Source organism: Georgenia subflava, assembly GCF_009193155.1.
Taxonomy (GTDB): domain Bacteria; phylum Actinomycetota; class Actinomycetes; order Actinomycetales; family Actinomycetaceae; genus Georgenia; species Georgenia subflava.
Window position 1 is genome coordinate 45,928 of record NZ_VUKD01000006.1, and the last position, 21,816, is coordinate 67,743.

Below are 21,816 nucleotides of genomic sequence, written 5' to 3' on the forward strand. Positions count from 1 at the left end.
GGGCGAGGCGTGACTCAGGCGCAGGGCTGGGGCTCCGGCGGGTTGAGCTCCTCGTTCCAGGAGAAGTTGTCGCCGACGTTCTTGGCGATGAGCTCCTCCCACGTGCCGTCGTCGATCATCTCGGTGATCGCGGCGTTGACGTCCTCGCAGACGTCGTTGTCCTGCGGCAGGCCGACACCGTAGTTCTCCTCGGAGAACGGGTTGCCGACGACCTTGAACTGCCCTTCGTACTCGTCCTGCGCGGCGTAGCCGGCCAGGATGACGTCGTCGGTGGTCACCGCGTCCACGGTGCCCGCGCTGAGAAGCTCGACGCACTCGGAGTACGTCTGCGCCGGGTAGAGCTCGACGCCCTCGGAGTGCTCGTCCCGGATGCGCTCGGCGGAGGTCGAGCCCTCGACGGAGCAGAGGACCTTGCCGTCCAGGGTGTCCGGCCCGGTGATGTCGGAGTTGTCCGTGGCGACGAGGAGGTCCTGGCCGGCCACGAAGTACGGTCCGGCGAAGGCGACCCGCTCCTTGCGCTCGTCGGTGATGGAGTAGGTCGCGAAGATCATGTCCACCGAGCCGTTCTCCAGCAACGTCTCGCGCTGGGAGGAGACGGACTCGACGAACTCGATGTCCTCCTCGGCGTAGCCCAGCTTCTCGGCGACGTACTTGGCGACGTCGACGTCGAAGCCGGTGTACTCCGACCCCTCCTGCAGGCCCAGTCCTGGCTGGTCGAACTTGATACCGATCGTCAGGCCCTCGCCCGAGCCGCCGCCCTCGGTGGCGGAGTCGCCGCCGGCCGGCTCGTCGTCAGACGTGCCGGGCTCGCCGCCCGAGCAGGCCGCCAGGGTCAGGGCAGCCACGGCGGTGAGGGCCAGGCCTGCCTTGCGTGTGCCTCGCATGTCGTCTCCTTCAGGTCGGTCCCCGGGACGGGGATCGGTGGGTGATCCATCGTGCGCTTGGTGCGTGGTGGTCAGTGGCTGAGCAGCTTGGACAGGAAGTCCTGCGCCCGGTGGGACTTGGGGTTCGTGAAGAACTCCTCGGGGGTGGACTCCTCGACGATCTGACCGGCGTCCATGAACACCACCCGGTCGGCGGCCTTGCGGGCGAACCCCATCTCGTGGGTGACGACGACCATCGTCATCCCCTCCTTGGCCAGGGCGGTCATCACGTCGAGCACCTCGGTGATCATCTCCGGGTCCAGCGCGGAGGTCGGCTCGTCGAAGAGCATCACCTTGGGCTGCATCGCCAGCGCACGGGCGATCGCGACCCGCTGCTGCTGGCCGCCGGAGAGCTGGGCGGGGTGCTTGCCGGCCTGGTTGGCCACCCCCACCCGGTCGAGGAGCTCCATCGCCCGCTTCTTCGCGTCGGCGGACCTGACGCCCTTGGCCTTGATCGGGCCGAGGGTGACGTTCTCGAGGATCGACTTGTGGGCGAAGAGGTTGAAGGACTGGAACACCATGCCGACGTCGGCCCGCAGCCGGGCCAGCTCCTTGCCCTCCTCGGGCAGGTGGCTGCCGTCGATGGTGATGGTGCCGGAGTCGATCGGCTCGAGCCGGTTGATCGCGCGGCACAGGGTGGACTTGCCCGACCCGGAGGGGCCGATCACGACGACGACCTCGCCGCGCGAGACGGTCAGGTTGATGTCCTTCAGCACGTGCAGCTCACCGAAGTGCTTGTTCACGTCCGACAGCACCACGAGAGGCTCTCCCGGGGTGCCGGCGGTGCCCGACCTCGCCGTCACGGGTGTGAGGGAGGTCTCGTTCGCGTCCGTCATGGGGGCCAACCTAACGTGCCATCGAGGGGAGTACCCGCGGCCGCCGGTAACAGTGTGGACACAAAGGTCCACGTGACGGGCGTGCCCGGGCAGGTACGACGCACGGTCTCGCCGGCCGGACGGGTGGAGGTGGGCATCCTGCCGGGGCGCGACCAAGCAGGTGCCCCGGCGAAGGCTCCGCTAGATCGCCGGTCGCCCGGGCTGCATACAATTCAGCCACGATGTCTTCCACCGCCGCACCCGCCGTGCTCCCCGCCGTGGCCGCGCCCCGCACGTACCTCGTGCGCACGCTCGGCTGCCAGATGAACGTCCACGACTCCGAGCGCCTGGCCGGGCTGCTCGAGGAGCGCGGCTACCGGCCCGTCGCCGACGTTCCCGAGGCCGCCGCGCGGGCGACGGACGCCGGCGACGGCGGGGCCGACGTCGTGATCATCAACACCTGCTCGGTGCGCGAGAACGCCGCCACACGACTCTTCGGCAACCTCGGCCAGCTCGCCTCGGTCAAGCGCGAGCGCCCGGGCATGCAGATCGCCGTCGGCGGCTGCCTCGCCCAGCAGATGCGCGCGGGCATCGTGGACAAGGCGCCGTGGGTCGACGTGGTGCTGGGCACGCACAACCTCGACGTGCTGCCGGCGCTGCTCGAGCGCGCCCGGCACAACGCCGAGGCGCAGGTGGAGATCGAGGAGTCCCTCAAGGTCTTCCCGTCCACCCTGCCCACCCGGCGCGAGTCCGCCTACGCCGCCTTCGTGTCCATCTCCGTCGGCTGCAACAACACCTGCACCTTCTGCATCGTCCCCCACCTGCGTGGCAAGGAGCGCGACCGCCGCCCCGGTGACGTGCTGGCCGAGGTCCAGGCCGTCGTCGCCCAGGGCGCCGTCGAGGTCACGCTGCTCGGGCAGAACGTCAACAGCTACGGAGTCGGCTTCGGCGACCGCGGTGCCTTCGCGAAGCTGCTGCGCGCGTGCGGCAGCATCGACGGCCTGGAGCGGGTGCGATTCACCTCCCCGCACCCGGCGGCCTTCACCGACGACGTCATCGAGGCGATGGCCGAGACGGACAACGTCATGCCGAGCCTGCACATGCCGCTGCAGTCCGGTTCCGACACGGTCCTGCGCGCGATGCGCCGCTCGTACCGGCAGGCGAAGTACCTCGGCATCATCGACCGCGTCCGGGCCGCCATCCCCGACGCGGCGATCACCACGGACATCATCGTCGGGTTCCCGGGCGAGACGGAGGAGGACTTCCAGGCCACCCTCGACGTCGTCGAGGCCTCCCGCTTCTCGTCCGCGTTCACCTTCCAGTACTCCCCGCGCCCCGGCACGCCCGCGGCCGACCTGCCCCCCGTGCCGCAGGAGGTCGTCACCGAGCGCTACCAGCGCCTCGCCGAGCTCCAGCAGCGCATCTCCACCGAGGAGAACGAGGCCCAGGTCGGACGCACCGTCGAGGTGCTCATCGCGGAGGGGGAGGGTCGCAAGGACGGCGCCACCCATCGCGTGACCGGCCGTGCGGCGGACAACCGCCTCGTGCACGTCGCGCTGCCCGTCGGGCTGGCGGAGGACGACCGTCCTCGCCCCGGGGACATGGTCACCGCCGAGGTCACCCACGGCGCACCGCACCACCTCGTGGCCGACTCCGCCCTCACCGGCGGCGCCTTCGCGCTGCGCCGCACCCGCGCCGGGGACGCCTGGGCCCGACGGGAGGGCCTCGCCGACGACCCGCACGGCCACGGTGAGCCCGTGCCGGGCGGCCCGGTCACCCTCGGCATGCCGAGCCTGCGCCGCTGACGTCACCGGCAGCCGGCCAGGACCACCGGCTCGCCCAGCTCTCAGGCGACCTCAGATCTCGGGCGACGGCTCGCGCGGCGGCGGCATGGACCCGCCGAGCGCCCGGAAGAACTGCACCCCGGAGGAGAGCCCGGCCTCGACGAGCTCGACGAGCTGACGGTCCGTGGCCCCGGCTCCGACGTCGGCCATCACCTCGGTGCGCACCGTCCGCTCGTCGCCCTCGGTGACGGTGAAGACCGTTGGCCAGATGCGGTCACGGTTCCAGTCGTTGACCGCCTGGGCGACGGCGCTGCCCAGAGCCTCCGGCACGGTGCGTCCCCAGGTGCCGCAGACGCTGAGGTACTCCTGGCCCTCGCCGGTCAGGCGGAGCTGGAAGCGGTAGCCGTCCCACAGCCCCGTCAGCGACGCGTCGGGCTCGCTGCGGACCACGTAGCCGCGGCCCTCGACGACGTCGCGCAGCCGGCCGGGCGTGACGATCTCGGTGCGTTCCTGCCGACGGCGGGCGACCGCCGGCGGCCGGGCCGGCGGTGTGGCCGCCGGCGTCCGCAGCTCCGGGTGCGACTCCGGCGGCGGCACGGCCACCCGCCTGCCCCACCACCGGCTCAGCCAGCTCATCGTTCCTCCGGCGGCCGGGCGGCGGGGTCCGGGTAGGTGGCCTCGAGGTCGCGCATCACCCGCATGCCCTGGCCCACGCCGCGCTCGAGGAACCGGGCGAGCTGGCGGTCGCTCACCCCGGAGGTGAGCGGCGTCGACGTCTCGGCGACGACGGAGAGGAACCCGTCGTCGAGGACCCGGACGTAGGTCTTGGGGCCGATGAACTCACGGTTCCACCGGTCGATCATCTCGAGCACCTCGCCGAGCCGCTCGATAGCCAGGCGACGGTGCCACGTGCCGCGCACCTGTAGGACGGACTCGTCGGTACCGAGCAGGTAGACGTGGAAGACGGCCTGCGCCCACATCGCGCCCAGGTCGCCGGCGGCGTCGCGGAAGAGGGGGTAGCCCAGCTGGGTCAGCGCCTGGGCCACCCGGTCGCGGGTCAGCGGCCCGATCACGTCGCGTGCGGCGGCGGAGCCCTCCGCGCCACCGGCCGGTGCCCGCGCGGGCCCGACGGGGCGACGGCCCTCGTCGAATCCTCCGGGCACGCCCATGGATCGAGCGTAGCCGTGTGCGCGGCCGACGGTCGTGCGCTGACGCGGCGGGTAGGTTGGCCGCCGTGCAGGATCTCAGCCCCGCCGCCCAGGTGGTCGCCGTCGTCGGCATGACGGCCACCGGCAAGTCGGAGCTCTCGCTCGACCTCGCCGAGGCGCTCGGGGGTGCCACCGCCGCGGAGGTGATCAACGCCGACGCCATGCAGCTCTACCGGGGCATGGACGTCGGCACGGCGAAGCTCGCGCCCGCGGAGCGACGCGGCATCGCCCACCACCAGCTCGACGTCCTGGACGTCACGCAGGAGGCGAGCGTCTTCGCGTACCAGGAGGCGGCCCGGGCCGACGTCGCCGCGGTCCGTGGCAGGGGCCGGCTCCCGGTGCTCGTCGGCGGCTCCGGGCTCTACCTGCGCGCGGTGCTGGACCACCTCGACTTCCCCGGCACCGACCCGGCCGTGCGCGCCGAGCTCGAGGAGCGGGCGGCCAGGCTCGGCACCCGTCCGCTGCACGACGAGCTGGCCGCCAAGGACCCTGCCGCGGCGGCGCGGATCGAGCCCCGCAACACCCGGCGCGTGATCCGCGCGCTGGAGGTCATCGCCGTCACCGGCAAGCCCTTCTCCGCGCGCCTGCCCGAGCACGTCTACGCGCTGCCGGCCGTCCAGCTCGCCGTCGCCGTCGCCCGTCCCGAGCTCGACGCGCGCATCGCCGCGCGGACCGCGCGGATGATGGCCGACGGTCTCGTCGAGGAGACCGAGCACCTGCTCCGCCGGGGCCTGGCCGAGGGAGTCACCGCGCGGCGGGCGGTCGGCTACGCCCAGGCCCGCGAGGTGCTCGCCGGCCGGATGACCGAGGCCGAGGCGGAGGAGGCCATCACCGTCGCCACCCGCCAGCTCGCCCGGAGGCAGGAGAAGTGGTTCCGCCGCGACCCGCGGATCCACTGGCTGCCCGCGGACGCCCCGGACCTCGTGGGAGCCGCGCTGCGTACGCTGCAGCAATGACCGCAGCCACCACCTCCCGCTTCGGCGTCCTGACGGGTCGCTCCCTGGTCACCGGCCACGGCACCGAGAACGACTTCGTGCTCGTCCCGGACCCCGACGGCACCCTGGCGCTCACCGCGGCCGAGGTCGTGGCCGCCTGCGACCGGCACACCGGCATCGGCGCCGACGGCCTGATCCGGGTGGTGCGCTCGCGGGCGCTGCCCGAGGGCCAGGCCCTGCTCGCCGACGAGCCGGCGGCCGAGTGGTTCATGGACTACCGCAACGCCGACGGCTCACTCGCGGAGATGTGCGGCAACGGCGTCCGGGTGTTCGTCCACTACCTGCGCGAGGCCGGCCTCGTCGAGCTGCCCGACGGCGCGGGGATCGTCGTCGGCACGCGTGGCGGTGCCCGGCGCGTGACCGTCGCCGGCGAGCGGTACACCGTCGAGATGGGCACCTGGGCGATGCCCGGAGGCCTGCCGGCGGTGGAGGCCGGGTACGACGTCGTCGTGAGCGTCCCCGGTCTCGAGGAGCCACGTGCCGGGCTGCGCGTCACCCTGCCGAACCCGCACACGGTGGTCGCGCTGCCCGACGAGACGACGCTCGACGCCGCAGATCTCGCCCATGCCCCCACCTACGACCCCGTGCCGCCGGAGGGCACCAACCTCGAGCTGGTCGTGCCGCTCGGCGAGGACCGGCTGGACGGGGAGACGGTCGGGACCGTGCGCATGCGCGTCCTCGAGCGCGGCGTGGGGGAGACCCGCTCCTGCGGCACGGGGACCTGCGCGGCGGCCCTGGCCGTCCGGGCCTGGGCGGGGGCCGGCGCCCCCGACACCTGGCGCGTGCTGGTCCCCGGCGGCGAGGTGCTGGTGCGGGTCGCCGGCGACCAGGTCTCGTTGACCGGTCCCGCCGTCCTCACCGCGGACGTCACGCCGCGCTGACGCCGGGTCGGCCGGGGAAAGGGGCCGGCGCGGCCGCGGGACGGATCGGTTCGCGGACGCCGGCTCGTCAGCCGCCAGGGCGGACCGTCAGCACCCGGAAGCCCTTGGCGGACGCGGTGCGCTCGACGTCCGTCCCCAGCTCGGCGGCCAGCCACCGGTGCAGGGAGTCGGCCCCGAGGTTCTTCTGCACCACGAGGTGCGCCCGCCCCGACGGCGCGAGCCGCCCGAGCCAGGTCCGCAGCAGCTCGTGCAGGGCCGACTTGCCGATACGGATCGGCGGGTTCGACCAGATCTCGTCGATGCCGGCGGGCGGCAGCGCGGCCAGCGCCTCCTCGGGCGTCAGGACCTCGACGTTGTCCAGCCCCAACGCGGCGGCGTTGCGGGCGGTGAGATCCCGGGCCCGCGCGTTGACGTCCACCCCCAGCACGCGTGCCCCGGGCGAGGCCTGCGCCATCGCCAGGGTGAGCGGCCCCCAGCCGCAGCCGACGTCCACCAGCGTGCCGGTGCCCGGCGGGTCGGCGACGGCGTCGAGCAGCACCCGCGTGCCCTGGTCGAGCCGGTCGCCGGAGAAGACCCCCGCCGCGGCCTGGACGCTCACCTCCGGGCCGCGCAGGCGCACCCGCAGCGTCCGCAGCTGGTCGGGGGAGGCCGGCTCGGCGGAGAAGTAGTGGTCGGGCGACGTCACCGGGCCACGATACCGGCCACCTCAGCGCCGTCGTCGGTGCGGTCGGATCCCGTGGCAGTGCCGCCGTCGTCGGCCGTCGTCCGCCGTCGTCGGCACCGGCGGACCCTGTCGTCCGCACGGTCGGCGGCGCGTCCGCACGACCGCCGTCCACCGCCACCCCGGACGGGTCGCCAGGCAGTGGATAAGCGATGGCCCCGGCCCGCGCGCCATGGGATCGTTAGGGGTAGCCCACGGAAGGACACCATGACCCCCACAGACCGCCAGATCCCGCCCGCCGCGCAGCACGAGCCGGTGCCCGGCGACCAGGAGGCGGCCGAGGACGTCGTAGCGCGCATCCTCGCCCGGGCCGGCAGCTCGGTCCGGTCGACGGAGGGCACCGCCCTCCAGGCGGGAGGGGACGCCGGGCACGACCTGGACGGCGAGCAGCTCGACCGCGAGGAGCGTGCCGCGCTGCGCCGGGTCGGCGGGCTGTCCACCGAGCTCGAGGACGTCACCGAGGTCGAGTACAGGCAGCTGCGGCTCGAGCGCGTGGTCCTCGTCGGGATCTGGTCGACGGGCACCGCGGAGATGGCCGAGGTGTCCCTGCGCGAGCTCGCCGCCCTGGCCGAGACCGCCGGGTCGCAGGTCCTGGACGGGCTCCTCCAGCGGCGGGTCACGCCGGACCCGGGCACCTACCTCGGCTCGGGCAAGGCCGCGGAGCTCGCCGAGCTCGTCGCCTCCTCCGGCGCCGACACGGTCATCGTCGACGGCGAGCTGTCCCCCTCCCAGCGGCGCAGCCTGGAGGACATCGTCAAGGTCAAGGTCATCGACCGCACCGCCCTGATCCTCGACATCTTCGCCCAGCACGCCAAGTCCCGGGAGGGCAAGGCCCAGGTCGAGCTCGCGCAGCTCGAGTACCTCCTTCCCCGCCTGCGTGGCTGGGGCGAGTCGATGTCCCGGCAGGCCGGTGGCCGGGTCGCCGGCGGTGAGGGCATCGGCTCCCGCGGGCCCGGTGAGACGAAGATCGAGCTGGACCGACGCCGCATCCGCACCCGGATGGCCAAGCTGCGGCGCCAGATCAAGGAGATGGCACCGGCCCGGGAGACCAAGCGCGGCTCACGCCGCCAGAACAAGATCCCGTCCGTCGCCATCGCCGGCTACACCAACGCGGGGAAGTCGTCCTTGCTCAACCGGCTCACCGGGGCCGGGGTCCTCGTGCAGAACGCGCTCTTCGCCACGCTCGACCCGACCGTGCGCCGGGCCACGACGCCGGACGGACGCGCCTACACCCTGGCCGACACCGTCGGCTTCGTCCGCTCCCTGCCCACCGAGCTGGTCGAGGCGTTCCGCTCCACGCTCGAGGAGGTCGCCGAGGCAGATCTGCTCCTGCACGTGGTCGACGCCGCCCACCCCGACCCCGAGGGGCAGGTCCGGGCGGTGCGGGCCGTCATCGCCGACATCCCGGGCGGGGAGGACGTGCCCGAGCTCGTCGTGCTGAACAAGGCCGACCTCGCCGCACCCGAGGACCTCGCCGCCCTGCGCACCAGGTACCCGGGCGCCGTCGCCGTCTCGGCCCGCACGGGCGCCGGCGTGGAGGACCTGACCGAGCGCATCGCCGAGATGCTGCCCCGTCCCGAGGAGGAGGTCGACCTGGTCGTGCCCTACTCGCGCGGCGACCTCGTCTCCCGGGCGCACACCGACGGCGAGATCCTCGCCGAGGTGTACGTCGAGGGCGGCACCCGGCTGCACGCCCGGGTCGCCCCCGAGCTCGCCGCGGACCTGCGCGCGGCCACGACGGCCGGCGACAGCGTCGCGCCCGCGGCCCGCTCGGCCTCCTGATGGCCGCGCCCGACACCGCCACCCTCCTCGCCGACGCCGTCACCGCCCTGGGCGGCAGCCCTCGCGAGGGCCAGCAACGCATGGCCGAGGCGGTGACACGGGCCCTCGAGGAGGAGAAGCACCTCCTCGTGCAGGCGGGCACGGGCACGGGGAAGTCGCTGGCCTACCTCGTCCCCGTCCTCGCGCACGCCGTCAGCACCGGCAGACGGGCCGTCATCTCCACCGCCACCCTCGCGCTGCAGCGTCAGGTCCTCGTCCACGACGCACCCCGCGTCGCGGACGTGGTCGCGGCCCGCACCGGCAGCCGGCCCGACGTCGCGCTCCTCAAGGGCTGGCACAACTACCTGTGCAAGCACAAGGTCGCCGGCGGCTACCCGGCGGACGAGGAGCCGGGGCTCTTCTCCGCCTCCGCCGCGACCGGCGTGGACCCGGCGGCCCCCACGCCCGACGTGCCGCAGCCCGCCGCGGCGGCCGCCGGGGACCGTGGCTCTCTCGGGGAGCAGGTCCTGCGGCTGCGCGCGTGGGCGGAGGAGACGGACACCGGCGACCGTGACGATCTCGTCCCCGGCGTGAGCGAGCGCGCATGGCGTCAGGTGTCGGTGACGAAGATGGAGTGCCTGGGCGGCAGGTGCCCCATGCTCGCCGAGTGCTTCCCGGAGGCGGCCCGCCAGTCCGCCCGCGACGCCGACGTCGTGGTGACCAACCACGCCATGCTCGGCATCGCGGCGTCCGGCTCACCGAACGTGCTGCCGGAGCACGACGTGCTCGTCGTCGACGAGGCCCACGAGCTGGCGGACCGGGTCACCGCCCAGTCGACCGGTGAGCTCAGCGCCGGCGTGGTCGAGCGCACCGCACGCCTGGCCCGCCGGCACGCCGGCGTCAACCTCGACAGCCTCGACGCGGCGGCAGCCGCCCTTCGTGCCCGGCTCGAGGTCGTCCCGGACGGCCGGCTGCCGGACGGGTTGCCTGCCGGGCTGCGTGACGCCGTCGTCCTGGTCGAGGCCGGCTCGCGAGAGGCGATCGGCGCGATGAAGCCTGAGGCAGGCGCAGGCGCCGACGACGCCGGCGCCCGGGCGATGGCCCGCTCCGCCATGGTGATCCTGCACGAGGTGGCCGAGCGGCTCCTCGGCGACGGCGTGGCGCAGCGCCGGGACGTGCTGTGGTGCGAGCGGCCCCGCGGCGGGATGGAGCAGCCCCGGCTGCGTCTGGCCCCGCTCGATGTCGCCGGCTCCGTCGCCGGCGGGCTGCTCGAGGGGCGCGCGGCGGTGCTGACCTCGGCCACCCTGACCCTGGGCGGCACCTTCGACCCGATGGCCCGTGCACTCGGCCTGCCGCTGGACACACAGACTCCGTGGACGGGGCTCGACGTCGGCTCACCGTTCGACTACCCCCGCCAGGGCATCCTCTACATCGCCCGGCACCTGCCGCCGCCCGGCAGGGACGGCACGAGCGAGCAGAGCCTGGACGAGCTCGTGGAGCTGGTGCGGGCCGCGGGCGGCGCGACCCTCGGCCTCTTCTCCTCGCGGCGGGCCGCCGAGGCCGCGGCCGAGCGGCTGCGCGCCGAGCTCGACACCCCGGTGCTCTGCCAGGGGGACGACCAGCTCCCCACCCTGGTCCGTGCCTTCGCCGCCGACGAGGCGACCAGCCTCGTGGGCACGCTGTCGCTCTGGCAGGGCGTGGACGTGCCCGGCCCCACGTGTCGCCTGGTGGTCATCGACCGCATCCCGTTCCCGAGGCCGGACGACCCGGTGAAGGCGGCCCGCTCCGAGGTGGTCGCGGCCGCCGGCGGCAACGGATTCATGTCGGTGGCCGCGACGCACGCGGCCCTCCTGCTCGCCCAGGGCGCGGGCCGCCTCGTGCGCACCACCGCCGACCGGGGTGTCGTCGCCGTGCTCGACCCCCGTCTCGCCACGGCGCGCTACGGCACGTTCCTCACCCGCTCGATGCCGCCCCTGTGGCGCACGCACGACGGCGAGGTCGCCCGCGGGGCCCTGCGCCGGCTGGCTGCCGCCACCTCCGCGCTCGCCTAGGGTGTGCTGAGGGCGACCGGCACGTAACAGTCAGGAGAGTGGTCATGGGGCAGACCGAGGTGGGTGGGCGTACCGAGCTCCTGGGGGAGGGGCGCACCACCGAGCGGCGCCCCAGCAAGGTCGCCATCGTCGGCGCCGGGGTGGTCGGGTCCACCCTGGCGTACGCATGCCTGCTGCGCGGGGCCGCCCGGGAGGTCGTCCTCTTCGACCAGAACAGGGCCAAGGTCGAGGCCGAGGCGCTCGACATCGCGCACGGCATCCAGTTCACCCCCATGGGAACCGTCGCAGGCTCCGACGACGTCGCCATCTGCGCCGACGCCGACGTCGTCATCATCACCGCCGGCGCCAAGCAGAGGCCCGGCCAGTCCCGCCTCGACCTCGCCGGCGCGACCATCGACATCATGCGCGACCTGCTGCCCCAGCTGGTCGACGTCGCCCCGCGCGCCACCTACGTGATGGTGGCGAACCCCGTCGACGTCGTCACGTACGCGGGGCTGAAGATCTCCGGCCTCCCGGAGAACCAGTTCTTCGGCTCGGGCACGGTGCTGGACACCTCACGGCTGCGGTATCTGGTCGCCCGTGAGTGCGGCGTCGCCGTGCAGAACGTGCACGCCTACGTCGCCGGCGAGCACGGCGACTCCGAGATCCCGCTGTGGAGCTCGGCCATGATCGGCGCCGTGCCGCTCCTGCAGTGGGGGCAGACGGTCGACGGCGGCCTGCTCGACGAGGCGGTCCGGGGCCGGATCGCCGCCGAGGTCGTGGAGTCCGCCTACCGGATCATCTCTGGCAAGGGCGCGACCAACTACGCCATCGGGCTCGCGGTCGTCCGGATCATCGAGGCCGTCCTGCGTGACGAGCACCGGGTGCTGTCGGTCTCGTCCCTGCTCGAGGACTACCTCGAGATCTCCGACGTGTGCCTCTCGGTGCCCAGCGTCGTCGCGCAGGACGGCGTCGGCCGCCGCCTCGTGCCGGTCGTCACCGAGGTCGAGCGGTCCGGCCTGCAGCGCAGCGCGGAGTCGGTGCGCGCGGTGATCAAGCGATTCGGGTTCTAAAGCGTGTCTCTCAATCGTGGTTGAGGGGCACCGCCCTTCTCGGGCGTCCGGGCTCAGACCGGTGTGGTGGTCTGGGGTCCGGTTCCCACGTCGTCCGGGCTGGTTTCGCCTGCGCTGGTGCGCGGGCCAGAGCCGTCCCGTCGGTGGGCGTTGGTCACGGGGCCGTCTGCTTGACGGTCCCCGGCCAGGGCTGCCGGGCCACGGGTGTGGTCGGTGGCCCAGGCGGCGAGGTTGGCGGCGGCGTTGAGGTCGCGGTCGATGACCAGTCCGCACACCACGCACCGGTAGACCCGGACGGCGAGGGTGAGGTCCTTGTCGTGGTGGCCGCAGCCGCTGCAGGTCTTCGACGAGGCAAACCACCTGTCCACGTGGAGGACCTGGCCGCCGGCCCAGGCCTGCTTGTAGGTGATCTGTCGGGCCAGCTCGCCCCAGGCGGCGTCGGAGATCGCGGCGGCGAGGTGGTGGTTGGTCAGCATTCCCGCGATGTTGAGGTCTTCGAGGGCGAGCCGGTCGTGGGTCTTGACCAGCGCACCGGAGACCTGGTGCAAGAAGTGGAGCCGACGTGCCCGCACGCGGGCGTGATGACGAGCCAGTCGGGCGGCCGCCCGGGCCCGGTTCGATGATCCTTTCTGTTTTCGAGCCACGGCCCGGGACAGCCGACGGGTCTGTCGTGCCGCGGTCTTGAGCGCCCTGGGGGCGTCGTCGACACGCAGCATCTGCTCACCCTCGGCGGTGGCGGCGACGACCAGGGCGGTCAGGCCCCGGTCCACGCCCACCCACCCCGAGGTGTCGTCGCCCGCCCGAGTGCGGTGCTGGACGTCCGGGTGGAGGTCGGCGGCCTCGACCGTGAGCGCGATCCACCACCGCCCCGCACCACGGGAGACGGTCGCGAACAGGATGCGGGCGCGGCCCTTGGCGATCATCCGACGCAGCCGCCGGGTGTCGTCACGGACGCGCAACGTCCCGATCTTCGGCAACGTCACCTGCCGGGCACGATCGCCACCGACCCGGATCCCGGCACGAGCACCGGAGACCTTGTTCCGTACCCGGAACGACCCGGTCGTGGTCTTCTTCTTGAACCGCGGGTGCCGGGCCCTGCGCCCCGCCCCGCCGCCCTGGCCGCTGTCGGTCCACGCACTCAGCGCGCGGCCCAGATCGACCGCAGCCTCCTCGAACACCTGCGCCAGAACCTCGGTCCGCCATGCCAGCCCGGTGGTCTCGACCTCGACCACACCGCCGGTGTCGACGACGAACCGGCGCCCGGCCCCGGGGGAGCGTTTCCACGCGTTGAACGCATTGATCAGGTCGAACCCCGACCACGGCACCGCAGCACCGACATCGGCGGCGTACTCGCCTTTGTGGGCGCCGCCACGACCTGCCCTGGCGTTGAGATGGAGCCGCAGACACTGGTTGTACGCGAACCTGGCCGCACCCACATGCCGCGACAGCACCCGCTCCTGCTCGACCGTCGGATCGAGACAGAAACGAAACGTCGTATGCCTACCCACACCACGAACGCTGCCAGGACCCACCCACAACACCGATCCGCTCTCCACACAGGCGGGCCCGACACCCAGTCCACAGGCCCCGCGCGAACCAGGACGATGACACGGCCCCTCCCCGAGCACGACGCGACGAGGACGGCTAAGGAGACGTGCCCTAGATCACAGGCTGCGCAGCACGGTCACGACGCGGCCGAGCACCTGGGCCTCGTCGCCGGCGATCGGCGAGAAGGCCGGGTTCTGCGGCAGCAGCCACACGTGCCCGTCCCTGCGCTGGAAGGTCTTGACGGTGGCCTCGCCGTCGAGCATCGCCGCGACGATCTCACCGTTCTCGGCGACCGGCTGGCGCCGCACGACGACCCAGTCGCCGTCGCAGATCGCGGCGTCGACCATCGACTCCCCGACCACTCTCAGCAGGAACAGCTCACCGTCGCCGACGAGCTGGCGCGGCAGCGGGAAGACGTCCTCGACGGCCTGCTCGGCCAGGATCGGCCCGCCCGCTGCGATCCGCCCGACCACCGGGACGTAGGTCGGTGCCCCGGCGGCGAGCCCCTCGCCGTCCACGACCCCGAGCGGACCGGACGCGACGTCGCGCACGCCGTCGGTCAGCTCGATGGCCCGGGGGCGCTTCGGGTCCCGCCGCAGCAGGCCCTTGCGCTCGAGCACGCCGAGCTGGTGCTTGACGGAGGAGGGGCTCGTCAGCCCGACGGCCTGACCGATCTCGCGCATGCTCGGCGGGTACCCGCGGTCGGTCACCGCCGTGCGGATCGTCTCGAGGATGAGGCGCTGACGCTCGGTCACCGCCCCGACGCCCGGCGCGTCCGGCTGCTCATTCGGGGTGTTCTCGACGCTGCTCACGACGGCGGTCCTTCCTGGCGGGGTCGCCCGGTTCGGGGAGGCGGCCCGGTCACGGATCCGCCGATGTCAGTGGTCGCTGATGTGCTTCGTGGTGCCAGCGTAGGAGCGATCGGCCGGGATGCCAAACATCTGTTCGACGGTGTGTCGACAACTCGGGGACTTGCCTCTACTGTGACGTACAGACGTTCTACGAACAGCAGTTCGAGGGAGATTGACATGAGTGCACTCGTGGTCCAGCCGACCTGGCAGCCCGCGCCTGCCCGCCCGACCCGCGGAAGCGCCGCCGGGGCGCCGGCGCGCGGCGCCCGGCGGGGCACCCTCCAGCTCGTCGGCCCCGGCTTCGTCCCGACGCCGGCACCATCCCGGGCACCCGTGGTCCGTCCGGTGCCCGCCGCTGCTGTCCGGACGGTCCCCACCTCCGCGCCGATGCGGCTGACGGTCCGTGGTCGTCGGGTGCTGGTCGTGCTCGCGCTGGTGATCGCCACGGCCATCTCGGTCGGCATCGGCGCCTGGATCGGCACCGCCGGTTCCTCCGGCTCCGCCGGTGAGGTGGTCACCGTGACGGTCGCGCCGGGAGAGACGCTGTGGACGGTCGCCGGTGCCGCGGCGGCGCCCGGCGACGACGTGCGCGACGTCATCGCCGAGATCGCCGAGCTCAACAGCCTCGTGGGCGCCGACATCCGCGCCGGCCAGCAGCTGTTCGTCCCGGCCGGCTGAGCACTGCTCCGGGCGGATCGAGCAGGTGCGCGGCGAGCGGGATCCACGGCTCACGCGGACGCCCGCCGTGCTCCGGACGGCTGCGCCACCGGCTGCTTGCGCGCCGGGGGCGCCCGGACCTACGGTGCCTCAGGCGTCCGATCCGGTCGGCGCCGAGCCTGACCCGCCGCACCGTGGAGGGCAGGCCCGGGGCGCGACGGACGCAGGGAGGAGCTTCTCGGTGCACTGCCCGTTCTGCCGTCACGCCGACTCGCGGGTGATCGACTCGCGCACCGCCGAGGACGGCTCGGTGATCCGCCGGCGACGGCAGTGCCCGTCCTGCGGGCGCCGCTTCTCCACCGTGGAGACGTCGAGCCTGACCGTCGTCAAGCGCTCCGGGGCCAGCGAGCCGTTCAGTCGCGACAAGGTGGTCGCCGGCGTGCGCAAGGCATGTCAGGGCCGTCCGGTCTCCGACGACGATCTCGCCCTGCTCGCGCAGCAGGTCGAGGAGGCCGTCCGTGCCTCCGGGGCCGCTCAGATCGACGCGCACGAGATCGGTCTCGCGATCCTGCGGCCGCTGCGCCGGCTCGACGAGGTGGCCTACCTGCGGTTCGCCAGCGTGTACTCGTCGTTCGCCAGCCTGGAGGACTTCGAGGACGCCATCGCTACCCTGCGCGCCGACCACGAGGAGCGTGCGGCGGGAGGCGACGCGGGCGCCGATGTCGACGCCGCGGGTGCCGACGCCGTGCATCCCGCCGGTGCCGTGGCACCGGGCGGCACGCACGACGCCGACGTCTCGGGCACGGGTGCCCGTGCCGACGGCCGTGCGGGGACCGCGCACCTCGAGGAGGCGTCGGACGCCGACCAGTCTGCGGGACGGGGTCACGGAGGTTCCGCTAGCCTGGGCGCAGCCGTCGAGCCCGACCAGGCTCCGGCGCACTGACTCCGTCGGTGGTGGCGGAGGGGAAGCCGCCACCACCGACGGTTAGCCCGACCGCCCCGTTCCGACCTGGCCCGGTGTGGGCACGTAGCGTTAGCGTTCGTCGGCATGGATACCCCGACAGGCCCGCAGACCGCCCGCATCGTCCTCGTGCCCGGCTTCTGGCTGGGGGCATGGGCATGGGACGAGGTGGCCCGGCTCCTGCAGGAGCAGGGCCATCAGGTCACCGCGCTCACGCTCCCCGGTCTCGAGCCCGACCACCCCTCGCCGGCCGACGTCTCGCTCGAGGACCACGTCACGGCGATCGAGCAGGCGCTCGTGGGCGACGGGCCGGTCGTGCTCGTCGCGCACAGCGGCGCAGCACTCCCGGCGACCGCCGCGATCGACCGCAACGTCGACCGCGTCGCGCGCACGGTCTGGGTCGACACGGCGCCGGTCGTCGACGGCGCCGCGATGGACTCCTCCCTCGAGGGGGACGAGCTGACGCTCGAGGCGCAGTGGGAGGACGAGTTCCAGCAGGGCTCGATGCGTGACCTCACCGACGCCCAGCTCGAGGAGTTCCGACGTCGTGCCGTGCCGCAGCCGGCCGGCACGGTCCGTGACGTGGTGCGGCTCACTGACGAGCGGCGTCTGGACGTGCCCGGGACGATCGTCTGTACCGCGTTCCCGGCTGCCGACTACCTCGCGTACGCGAAGCAGGGCGTGCCGTTCCTCGCCGGCCTGCTCGAGCATCGCGCCCTGACGCTCACCGACCTGCCGACGGGGCACTGGCCGATGTGGTCGAAGCCTGCAGAGCTCGCCGCGATCATCGGCGACGTGGCGACGAGCGCCGTCGCGCGCTGAGCCGAGCGCCCGGCCCGCCGCGCAGCCGGCGCGCTGAGCAACCGGCCCACGGACGTCGGTCTCGGTCAGAGGGTCGAGGACCGCGGCGCCCAGATGTTGATGCCGGCATCGACGGCATGCCGGTCGATCCGGTCGAGCTCGTCGTCGGAGAAGTCCAGGTTCTCCAGCGCGCCGACCGAGCTCTCCAGCTGGGCCACGCTCGAGGCGCCCACCAGCGCGGTGGTGACCCGTGGGTCCCGCAGGACCCACGCGATCGCCATCTGTGCGAGGGTCTGTCCTCGCTCGGTGGCGATCTCGTTCAGTGCCCGTACGTGCGTCAGCGTCCGCTCGTTGAGGAACTCCTGGCGCAGCGAGCCACCTCGGGCAGCCCGGGAGCCCGCCGGGATGCCGTCGAGGTACTTGTCGGTGAGCATGCCCTGGGCCAGCGGTGAGAACACGACCGAGCCGATCCCGGCGTCGCCGAGCACGTCGAGCAGGCTCGGCTCGCCCTCCTCGACCCACCTGTTGAGCAGGGAGTAGGAGGGCTGGTGGACCCTGATCTCCAGCCCGATGTCGTCGGCGATCGCCAGAGCCTCCTGCGTCCGCTCCGCGGAGTAGGAGGAGATGCCGGCGTACAGGGCGCGTCCGGAGTCCACGGCCGTCTTGAGCGCACCGAGGGTCTCGCGCAGCGGCGTCGTCGGGTCGAACCGGTGCGAGTAGAAGATGTCGACGTAGTCCAGGCCCATGCGGCGCAACGACTGGTCCAGCGAGGCGAGCAGGTACTTGCGCGAGCCGCCGTCGCCGTAGGGGCCGGGCCACATCTCGTAGCCGGCCTTGGTGGAGATGACGAGCTCGTCGCGCAGGTCCGTCAGGTCCTCGGCGAGCATCCTGCCGAAGTGCTTCTCGGCGGAGCCCGGCGGGGGACCGTAGTTGTTCGCCAGGTCGATGTGCGTGATGCCCAGGTCGACGGCACGCAGGACGATGTCCCGCTGGACCTCGTAGGGGTTCGCCTCGCCGAAGTTCTGCCAGAGCCCGAGGGCGATGGCCGGCAGGTCCAGGCCGCTGCGGCCGCAGCGGCGGTAGGTCATGGAGTCGTAGCGCTCGGGAGCGGGGGTGAACATGTCCCGACCGTAACGCGGGTCAGTCGCGTCCGCTGGGCCGGACCATCACGCGCAGGCGGAGGGTGTCCTCCATCTGGCGCACCGCCTCGACGGCCTCGCGCGGCAGCTCGGAGCTGATGTCGGTGACCACGTAGCCGATCTCGCCCAGGGTCCCGAGGATCTGCCCCTCGATGTTCGCCCCGTGCTCGGCGAAGGTCTGGTTGACCAGGGCCAGCACACCGGGGGTGTTGCGGTGGACGAAGGCGACCCGGTAGCGCGCCGCGTCGGACGGCTCCAGGGTCAGGCGCGGCAGGTTGACCGACAGGTCGGTGGCGCCCGCGCGGTAGTACTTGCTCAGCTTGCCGGCCACGAAGTGCCCGATGTTGACCTGGGCCTCCTGCGTGGACCCGCCGACGTGCGGGGTGAGGATGACGTTGGGCAGGCCGCGGAGCTCGGAGTCGAAGGGGTCGCCGTTCTTGCGCGGCTCGTCGGCGAAGACGTCGACGGCCGCGCCCGAGATCGACCCGTCCAGGATCTTCTCCCGCAGGGCGGTGTAGTCGACGAGGAAGCCGCGCGAGAGGTTGAGGAAGGCGGCGCCGTGCTTCATCTGGTCGAACTGCTCGCGCCCGAACATCCCGGCGTTGCCGGCGCGGCCGTCCACGTGCAGCGTGACGACGTCGGCGACGGCGAGGACCTCGGCGAGCGAGCCCATCCGGTGGGCGTTGCCCAGCGCGAGCTTCTCGGCGTTGTCGAAGAAGACCACCCGCATGCCGAGCGCCTCGGCGACGACGGAGAGCTGGGTGCCGATGTTGCCGTACCCGATGATGCCCAGGGTGCGGCCGCGGACCTCGTGCGACCCGGCGGCGGTCTTGTCCCAGACCCCGGCGTGCAGCGCCTTGTCGCGGACCGTGAGCCGGCGGGTCAGCGCGATGATCTCGCCGACCGCGAGCTCCACCACGGAGCGGGTGTTCGAGAACGGGGCGTTGAAGACCGCGATGCCGCGGCGTGCGGCCGCGCGCAGGTCGATCTGGTTGGTGCCGATCGAGAAGGTGCCGATCGCGGTCAGTCCCGGGTGCGCCGCCAGCACCCGCTCGGTCACGTGGGTGGTGGACCGGATCCCCAGCACGTCGACGCCGTCGAGGGCGGCGATGAGCTCGTCCTCGTCCATGGCGCTGGGGTGGCGCACGACCTCGAGCCCGGCCGCGGCCAGGATCGGGTCGGCGTCGGTGTGCGGGTTCTCCAGGAGCAGTGCGCGAGCCACCGGTCCATCGTCCGCCTGTCTCGGGATGCGGAGCAAGTGCGTCCATGTCGTGGACGGAGGCGTCCACCCGGCGACGCTCAGGAGGCCGGGAGACCCGCCGGGAGGTCGTCGGCGTGGACGACGTGGAGACGACGCGTGGGTCGGGTCATCGCCACGTACAGGTCACCCGGACCGCCCTCGAGGACCGCCGCCGGCTCCACCAGGACCACGACGTCGTACTCCAGCCCCTTGGCCTCGACCGCGTCCAGCACCGCGACCCGGGCACCGAGCGGGTCGCCGTCCGGGGCGGTCAGCGCCGCCCTCAGGCCGGGGTCCTCGGCCAGCGCCGGGAGGACGGCCGGCACCCGGCCGAGCGGGACGATCACCGCGACGCGGCCGGCCCCCGGGCCGTCGGTGTCGTCCAGGCCGGCCAGCTCCGCGCGCACCACCTCGGCGGTGGTCGCCACGAGCTCGCCACGGGCGGACGCGGTGACCGCCAGCGCCCCGGGCAGGTCGCGGGCGGCGCGGACCGGGTACGTGGGCTCGGCCCCCTGGGCCGTCATGACCGCCGTGGCCGCGTCCATCACGGTCGCCGGGGTGCGATAGCTCACGGTCAGCACGGCCTCGCGCACGTGCTCGCTCGCCGCCCGGCCGAGGACCTGGGACCAGGAGGCGGCCGGCCGGTGCCCGCTGCGCTGGGCCAGGTCCCCCACCACGGTCATCGAGCGGGACGGGCAGCGGCGCAGCAGGGCACGCCAGGCCATCGGGGAGAGCTCCTGCGCCTCGTCGACGACCACGTGCCCGTAGGTCCAGGTGCGGTCGCCCGCGGCGCGTTCCGCCGTCGTCAGCCTCGGGCCGGTGGCGGTGAACCGCTCGGCCAGCATCTCCGCGCTGACCATCCCCATGCCCAGGCCCTGCGAGGTGATCGCGTCCTGGGCGTAGCGCAGCTCCTCGGCGGCGCGCATCCGGGCCTCGGCCGCGGTCCGGTTCGACTCGGCCTGCTCGTGCGGGCCGAGCAGCTCGGCGAGCTCGTCGAGCAGCGGCACGTCGGCGACCGTCCACGCCGCGCCCTTCTCCCGGCGGAGCAGCGCACGGTCCTCGGCCGACAGGGACCGCGCGTGCCGGCCCAGGAGCTCGGGCCGGGAGTAGAGACGCTCGAGCAGACCGTGGGCCGTGGTGGGCATCCAGCACAGGTTGATCGCGACCTTGACGTCGCGCGCCGTACGCACGTCCTCGCGCAGGTACGCCCGGTCGTCGGCGTCCTCACCGTCGTCGCCGCCGCGCGCCGCCGCGTACTCGCGCACGAGGACGTCGAGCATCGCCAGGGCGAAGGTGTCCCGGGCCTGGTTGTGCGGCAGGCCCGTCCGGCGCGCCCGGGCCATCGCTGTGCGCACGTCCTCGGGGCGCAGGTGCAGCTTCACGCCCTCGACGTCGAGCTCCTGGACCGCCTCGGGCACCCGCTGCAGGGCACGCACTGCGCGCGAGAGCACCTGGGCCATGACGGTGCGGCCCTTGACCTCGGCCACCTCCGCGGGCTCGGACGCCGTCGCCCGGGTGCCGGGCAGGAGGTCGGCCATGGTGGTGGCCACCACGTCGGACTCGCCCAGCGACGGCAGCACCTGCTCGATGTAGCGCAGGAACACCCGGGACGGTCCCACGAGCAGCACGCCCGACCGCTGCAGACGCTCGCGGTGGGCGTAGAGCAGGTAGGCCGCCCGGTGGAGGGCGACCGCCGTCTTGCCCGTGCCCGGTCCGCCCTGGACCACCAGCACCCCGTCGAGCGAGGACCGGATCACGGCGTCCTGCTCGCCCTGGATGGTGGCGACGATGTCGCTCATCCGTCCCTCGCGGGCGGCCGACATCGCGGCGAAGAGAGCCCCCTCGCCGGTGAGGTCGTCGGTGATCCGGGCGTCGACGTGGTCGGTGTCGAGGAGCTCGTCCTCGACGGCCACGACCTTGCGGCCGCGGGTCATGAGGTGCCGACGGCGGACGACGTCGCCCGGGTGGGCGGCGGTCGCCTGGTAGAAGGGGCGGGCGCTCGGGGCGCGCCAGTCGACCAGCAGCTGGTCGTGCTCTGCGTCGGACATGCCGATTCGGCCCACGTAGCGGGGCTCGGCAGTGCCGTGGAGGTCGAGCCGGCCGAAGACGAGACGGTTCTCCACGTGGTCGAGGCGGGCGACCGTGTCCGAGTAGTGCGCGGCGAACGCGTCGCGCTCCGAGCGGTTCTGCGGGGAGCCGGACGGCCCGTCCCTGCGCACCTCGGCGAGGCGGGCGCCGTAGGAGGCGCGCAGCTCGTCCAGCCGGGCGTACACGACGTCGACGTAGGCCTGCTCGGCCTCGACGGCCGAGGCCGTCGCGACCGGCACCTCGACCTGCTCGGGCATCGCCTCTCCTGGCACACGCACTCCTCGTCCTGCTCCTCCGCCCGGGGACGGTCGTGCCCGTCGGCACGGCCATCCATTATCGG

The 21,816-nt window shown here is 73.4% G+C and carries 18 protein-coding genes and 1 pseudogene; 9 read left to right on the forward strand and 10 right to left on the reverse strand.

The features are described from left to right. Nucleotides 1-14: 14 nt before the first annotated feature. Nucleotides 15-884 (reverse strand): glutamate ABC transporter substrate-binding protein, encoded by an 870-nt coding sequence (locus tag GD748_RS17545; RefSeq protein ID WP_152196539.1) that lies wholly within the window; start codon nucleotides 882-884, stop codon nucleotides 15-17. 71 nt (nucleotides 885-955) lie between these two features. After that, nucleotides 956-1,759, reverse strand: a complete 804-nt coding sequence (locus tag GD748_RS17550) for an amino acid ABC transporter ATP-binding protein (RefSeq protein ID WP_152196540.1) — start codon at nucleotides 1,757-1,759, stop codon at nucleotides 956-958. Between the two features lie 221 nt (nucleotides 1,760-1,980). Between GD748_RS17550 and miaB the strand changes: the two genes are divergently transcribed. Further along, nucleotides 1,981-3,543: a tRNA (N6-isopentenyl adenosine(37)-C2)-methylthiotransferase MiaB gene (miaB, locus tag GD748_RS17555; RefSeq protein ID WP_152196541.1), complete on the forward strand. Its 1,563-nt coding sequence runs from the start codon at nucleotides 1,981-1,983 to the stop codon at nucleotides 3,541-3,543. 51 nt (nucleotides 3,544-3,594) lie between these two features. Here miaB and GD748_RS17560 read toward each other — a convergent pair whose 3' ends face one another. Together GD748_RS17560 and GD748_RS17565 are read right to left on the reverse strand one after the other, a co-directional pair. Continuing rightward, complete coding sequence (locus GD748_RS17560; protein ID WP_152196542.1) at nucleotides 3,595-4,158, reverse strand: type III secretion system chaperone family protein; 564 nt, start codon at nucleotides 4,156-4,158, stop codon at nucleotides 3,595-3,597. Continuing rightward, complete coding sequence (locus tag GD748_RS17565; RefSeq protein WP_152196543.1) at nucleotides 4,155-4,691, reverse strand: type III secretion system chaperone family protein; 537 nt, start codon at nucleotides 4,689-4,691, stop codon at nucleotides 4,155-4,157. The genes GD748_RS17560 and GD748_RS17565 overlap by 4 nt, the downstream gene beginning before the upstream one ends. Nucleotides 4,692-4,801: 110 nt before the next feature. On the opposite strand from GD748_RS17565, the gene miaA reads away from it, so the two are divergent. Both miaA and dapF read left to right on the forward strand, forming a co-directional pair. Then, nucleotides 4,802-5,686 carry a tRNA (adenosine(37)-N6)-dimethylallyltransferase MiaA gene (gene miaA, locus GD748_RS17570; protein WP_152815436.1) on the forward strand — a complete coding sequence of 295 codons (885 nt, stop codon included), beginning with the start codon at nucleotides 4,802-4,804 and terminating at the stop codon, nucleotides 5,684-5,686. Then, a complete protein-coding gene (gene dapF, locus GD748_RS17575; RefSeq protein WP_152196544.1) occupies nucleotides 5,683-6,606 on the forward strand; it encodes a diaminopimelate epimerase in 924 nt (307 codons plus the stop codon). Before miaA ends, dapF begins: the two co-directional genes overlap by 4 nt. Nucleotides 6,607-6,673: 67 nt before the next feature. Here the strand turns inward: dapF and GD748_RS17580 are convergent, their stop codons facing one another. After that, complete coding sequence (locus GD748_RS17580; RefSeq protein ID WP_152196545.1) at nucleotides 6,674-7,291, reverse strand: class I SAM-dependent methyltransferase; 618 nt, start codon at nucleotides 7,289-7,291, stop codon at nucleotides 6,674-6,676. A 243-nt stretch (nucleotides 7,292-7,534) separates the two neighbouring features. Here GD748_RS17580 and hflX point away from each other — a divergent pair, with 243 nt between their 5' ends. The 3 genes from hflX to GD748_RS17595 are packed head-to-tail and all read left to right on the forward strand — an operon-like array spanning nucleotide 7,535 to nucleotide 12,191. Continuing rightward, entirely contained in the window at nucleotides 7,535-9,109 is a 1,575-nt protein-coding gene (gene hflX, locus GD748_RS17585) for a GTPase HflX (RefSeq protein ID WP_152196546.1), read from the forward strand. After that, nucleotides 9,109-11,139: an ATP-dependent DNA helicase gene (locus GD748_RS17590; RefSeq protein ID WP_152196547.1), complete on the forward strand. Its 2,031-nt coding sequence runs from the start codon at nucleotides 9,109-9,111 to the stop codon at nucleotides 11,137-11,139. Before hflX ends, GD748_RS17590 begins: the two co-directional genes overlap by 1 nt. 44 nt (nucleotides 11,140-11,183) lie before the next feature. Next, nucleotides 11,184-12,191, forward strand: a complete 1,008-nt coding sequence (locus GD748_RS17595; RefSeq protein WP_152196548.1) for an L-lactate dehydrogenase — start codon at nucleotides 11,184-11,186, stop codon at nucleotides 12,189-12,191. Nucleotides 12,192-12,244: 53 nt separating this feature from the next. On the opposite strand, the gene GD748_RS17600 is transcribed toward GD748_RS17595, so the two are convergent. After that, nucleotides 12,245-13,819, reverse strand: coding sequence for an RNA-guided endonuclease InsQ/TnpB family protein (locus GD748_RS17600; RefSeq protein ID WP_152196549.1), 1,575 nt, complete (start codon nucleotides 13,817-13,819; stop codon nucleotides 12,245-12,247). A gap of 36 nt (nucleotides 13,820-13,855) precedes the next feature. After that, complete coding sequence (lexA, locus tag GD748_RS17605; RefSeq protein ID WP_226921579.1) at nucleotides 13,856-14,551, reverse strand: transcriptional repressor LexA; 696 nt, start codon at nucleotides 14,549-14,551, stop codon at nucleotides 13,856-13,858. Nucleotides 14,552-14,767: 216 nt separating this feature from the next. On the opposite strand from lexA, the gene GD748_RS20065 reads away from it, so the two are divergent. The 3 genes and pseudogenes from GD748_RS20065 to GD748_RS17620 all read left to right on the forward strand — a co-directional run bounded on the left by GD748_RS20065 (nucleotide 14,768) and on the right by GD748_RS17620 (nucleotide 17,030). Next, nucleotides 14,768-15,268 (forward strand): LysM peptidoglycan-binding domain-containing protein, encoded by a 501-nt coding sequence (locus GD748_RS20065; protein WP_226921582.1) that lies wholly within the window; start codon nucleotides 14,768-14,770, stop codon nucleotides 15,266-15,268. A 220-nt stretch (nucleotides 15,269-15,488) separates the two neighbouring features. Further along, nucleotides 15,489-15,968, forward strand: a pseudogene (gene nrdR / locus GD748_RS20070) (transcriptional regulator NrdR); the annotation flags it as partial. Between the two features lie 327 nt (nucleotides 15,969-16,295). Beyond that, nucleotides 16,296-17,030, forward strand: a complete 735-nt coding sequence (locus GD748_RS17620) for an alpha/beta fold hydrolase (RefSeq protein WP_152196552.1) — start codon at nucleotides 16,296-16,298, stop codon at nucleotides 17,028-17,030. Between the two features lie 65 nt (nucleotides 17,031-17,095). Here GD748_RS17620 and mgrA read toward each other — a convergent pair whose 3' ends face one another. The 3 genes from mgrA to GD748_RS17635 form a co-directional block, all read right to left on the reverse strand. Continuing rightward, nucleotides 17,096-18,130: an L-glyceraldehyde 3-phosphate reductase gene (gene mgrA / locus GD748_RS17625; RefSeq protein ID WP_152196553.1), complete on the reverse strand. Its 1,035-nt coding sequence runs from the start codon at nucleotides 18,128-18,130 to the stop codon at nucleotides 17,096-17,098. Between the two features lie 19 nt (nucleotides 18,131-18,149). Further along, nucleotides 18,150-19,370: a phosphoglycerate dehydrogenase gene (serA, locus tag GD748_RS17630; protein WP_152196554.1), complete on the reverse strand. Its 1,221-nt coding sequence runs from the start codon at nucleotides 19,368-19,370 to the stop codon at nucleotides 18,150-18,152. 77 nt (nucleotides 19,371-19,447) lie between these two features. Then, nucleotides 19,448-21,733 (reverse strand): HelD family protein, encoded by a 2,286-nt coding sequence (locus GD748_RS17635; protein WP_152196555.1) that lies wholly within the window; start codon nucleotides 21,731-21,733, stop codon nucleotides 19,448-19,450. Between the last annotated feature and the right edge of the window lie 83 nt (nucleotides 21,734-21,816).

What these genes read in the sequence shown, in the direction of transcription:
- GD748_RS17545 (WP_152196539.1), bottom strand. Translation starts at nt 884, where the DNA reads ATGCGAGGCACACGCAAGGCAGGCCTGGCCCTCACCGCCGTGGCTGCC.
- GD748_RS17550 (WP_152196540.1), bottom strand. Translation starts at nt 1,759, where the DNA reads ATGACGGACGCGAACGAGACCTCCCTCACACCCGTGACGGCGAGGTCG.
- miaB (WP_152196541.1), top strand. Translation starts at nt 1,981, where the DNA reads ATGTCTTCCACCGCCGCACCCGCCGTGCTCCCCGCCGTGGCCGCGCCC.
- GD748_RS17560 (WP_152196542.1), bottom strand. Translation starts at nt 4,158, where the DNA reads ATGAGCTGGCTGAGCCGGTGGTGGGGCAGGCGGGTGGCCGTGCCGCCG.
- GD748_RS17565 (WP_152196543.1), bottom strand. Translation starts at nt 4,691, where the DNA reads ATGGGCGTGCCCGGAGGATTCGACGAGGGCCGTCGCCCCGTCGGGCCC.
- miaA (WP_152815436.1), top strand. Translation starts at nt 4,802, where the DNA reads ATGACGGCCACCGGCAAGTCGGAGCTCTCGCTCGACCTCGCCGAGGCG.
- dapF (WP_152196544.1), top strand. Translation starts at nt 5,683, where the DNA reads ATGACCGCAGCCACCACCTCCCGCTTCGGCGTCCTGACGGGTCGCTCC.
- hflX (WP_152196546.1), top strand. Translation starts at nt 7,535, where the DNA reads ATGACCCCCACAGACCGCCAGATCCCGCCCGCCGCGCAGCACGAGCCG.
- GD748_RS17590 (WP_152196547.1), top strand. Translation starts at nt 9,109, where the DNA reads ATGGCCGCGCCCGACACCGCCACCCTCCTCGCCGACGCCGTCACCGCC.
- GD748_RS17595 (WP_152196548.1), top strand. Translation starts at nt 11,184, where the DNA reads ATGGGGCAGACCGAGGTGGGTGGGCGTACCGAGCTCCTGGGGGAGGGG.
- GD748_RS20065 (WP_226921582.1), top strand. Translation starts at nt 14,768, where the DNA reads ATGAGTGCACTCGTGGTCCAGCCGACCTGGCAGCCCGCGCCTGCCCGC.
- GD748_RS17620 (WP_152196552.1), top strand. Translation starts at nt 16,296, where the DNA reads ATGGATACCCCGACAGGCCCGCAGACCGCCCGCATCGTCCTCGTGCCC.
- mgrA (WP_152196553.1), bottom strand. Translation starts at nt 18,130, where the DNA reads ATGTTCACCCCCGCTCCCGAGCGCTACGACTCCATGACCTACCGCCGC.
- GD748_RS17635 (WP_152196555.1), bottom strand. Translation starts at nt 21,733, where the DNA reads ATGCCCGAGCAGGTCGAGGTGCCGGTCGCGACGGCCTCGGCCGTCGAG.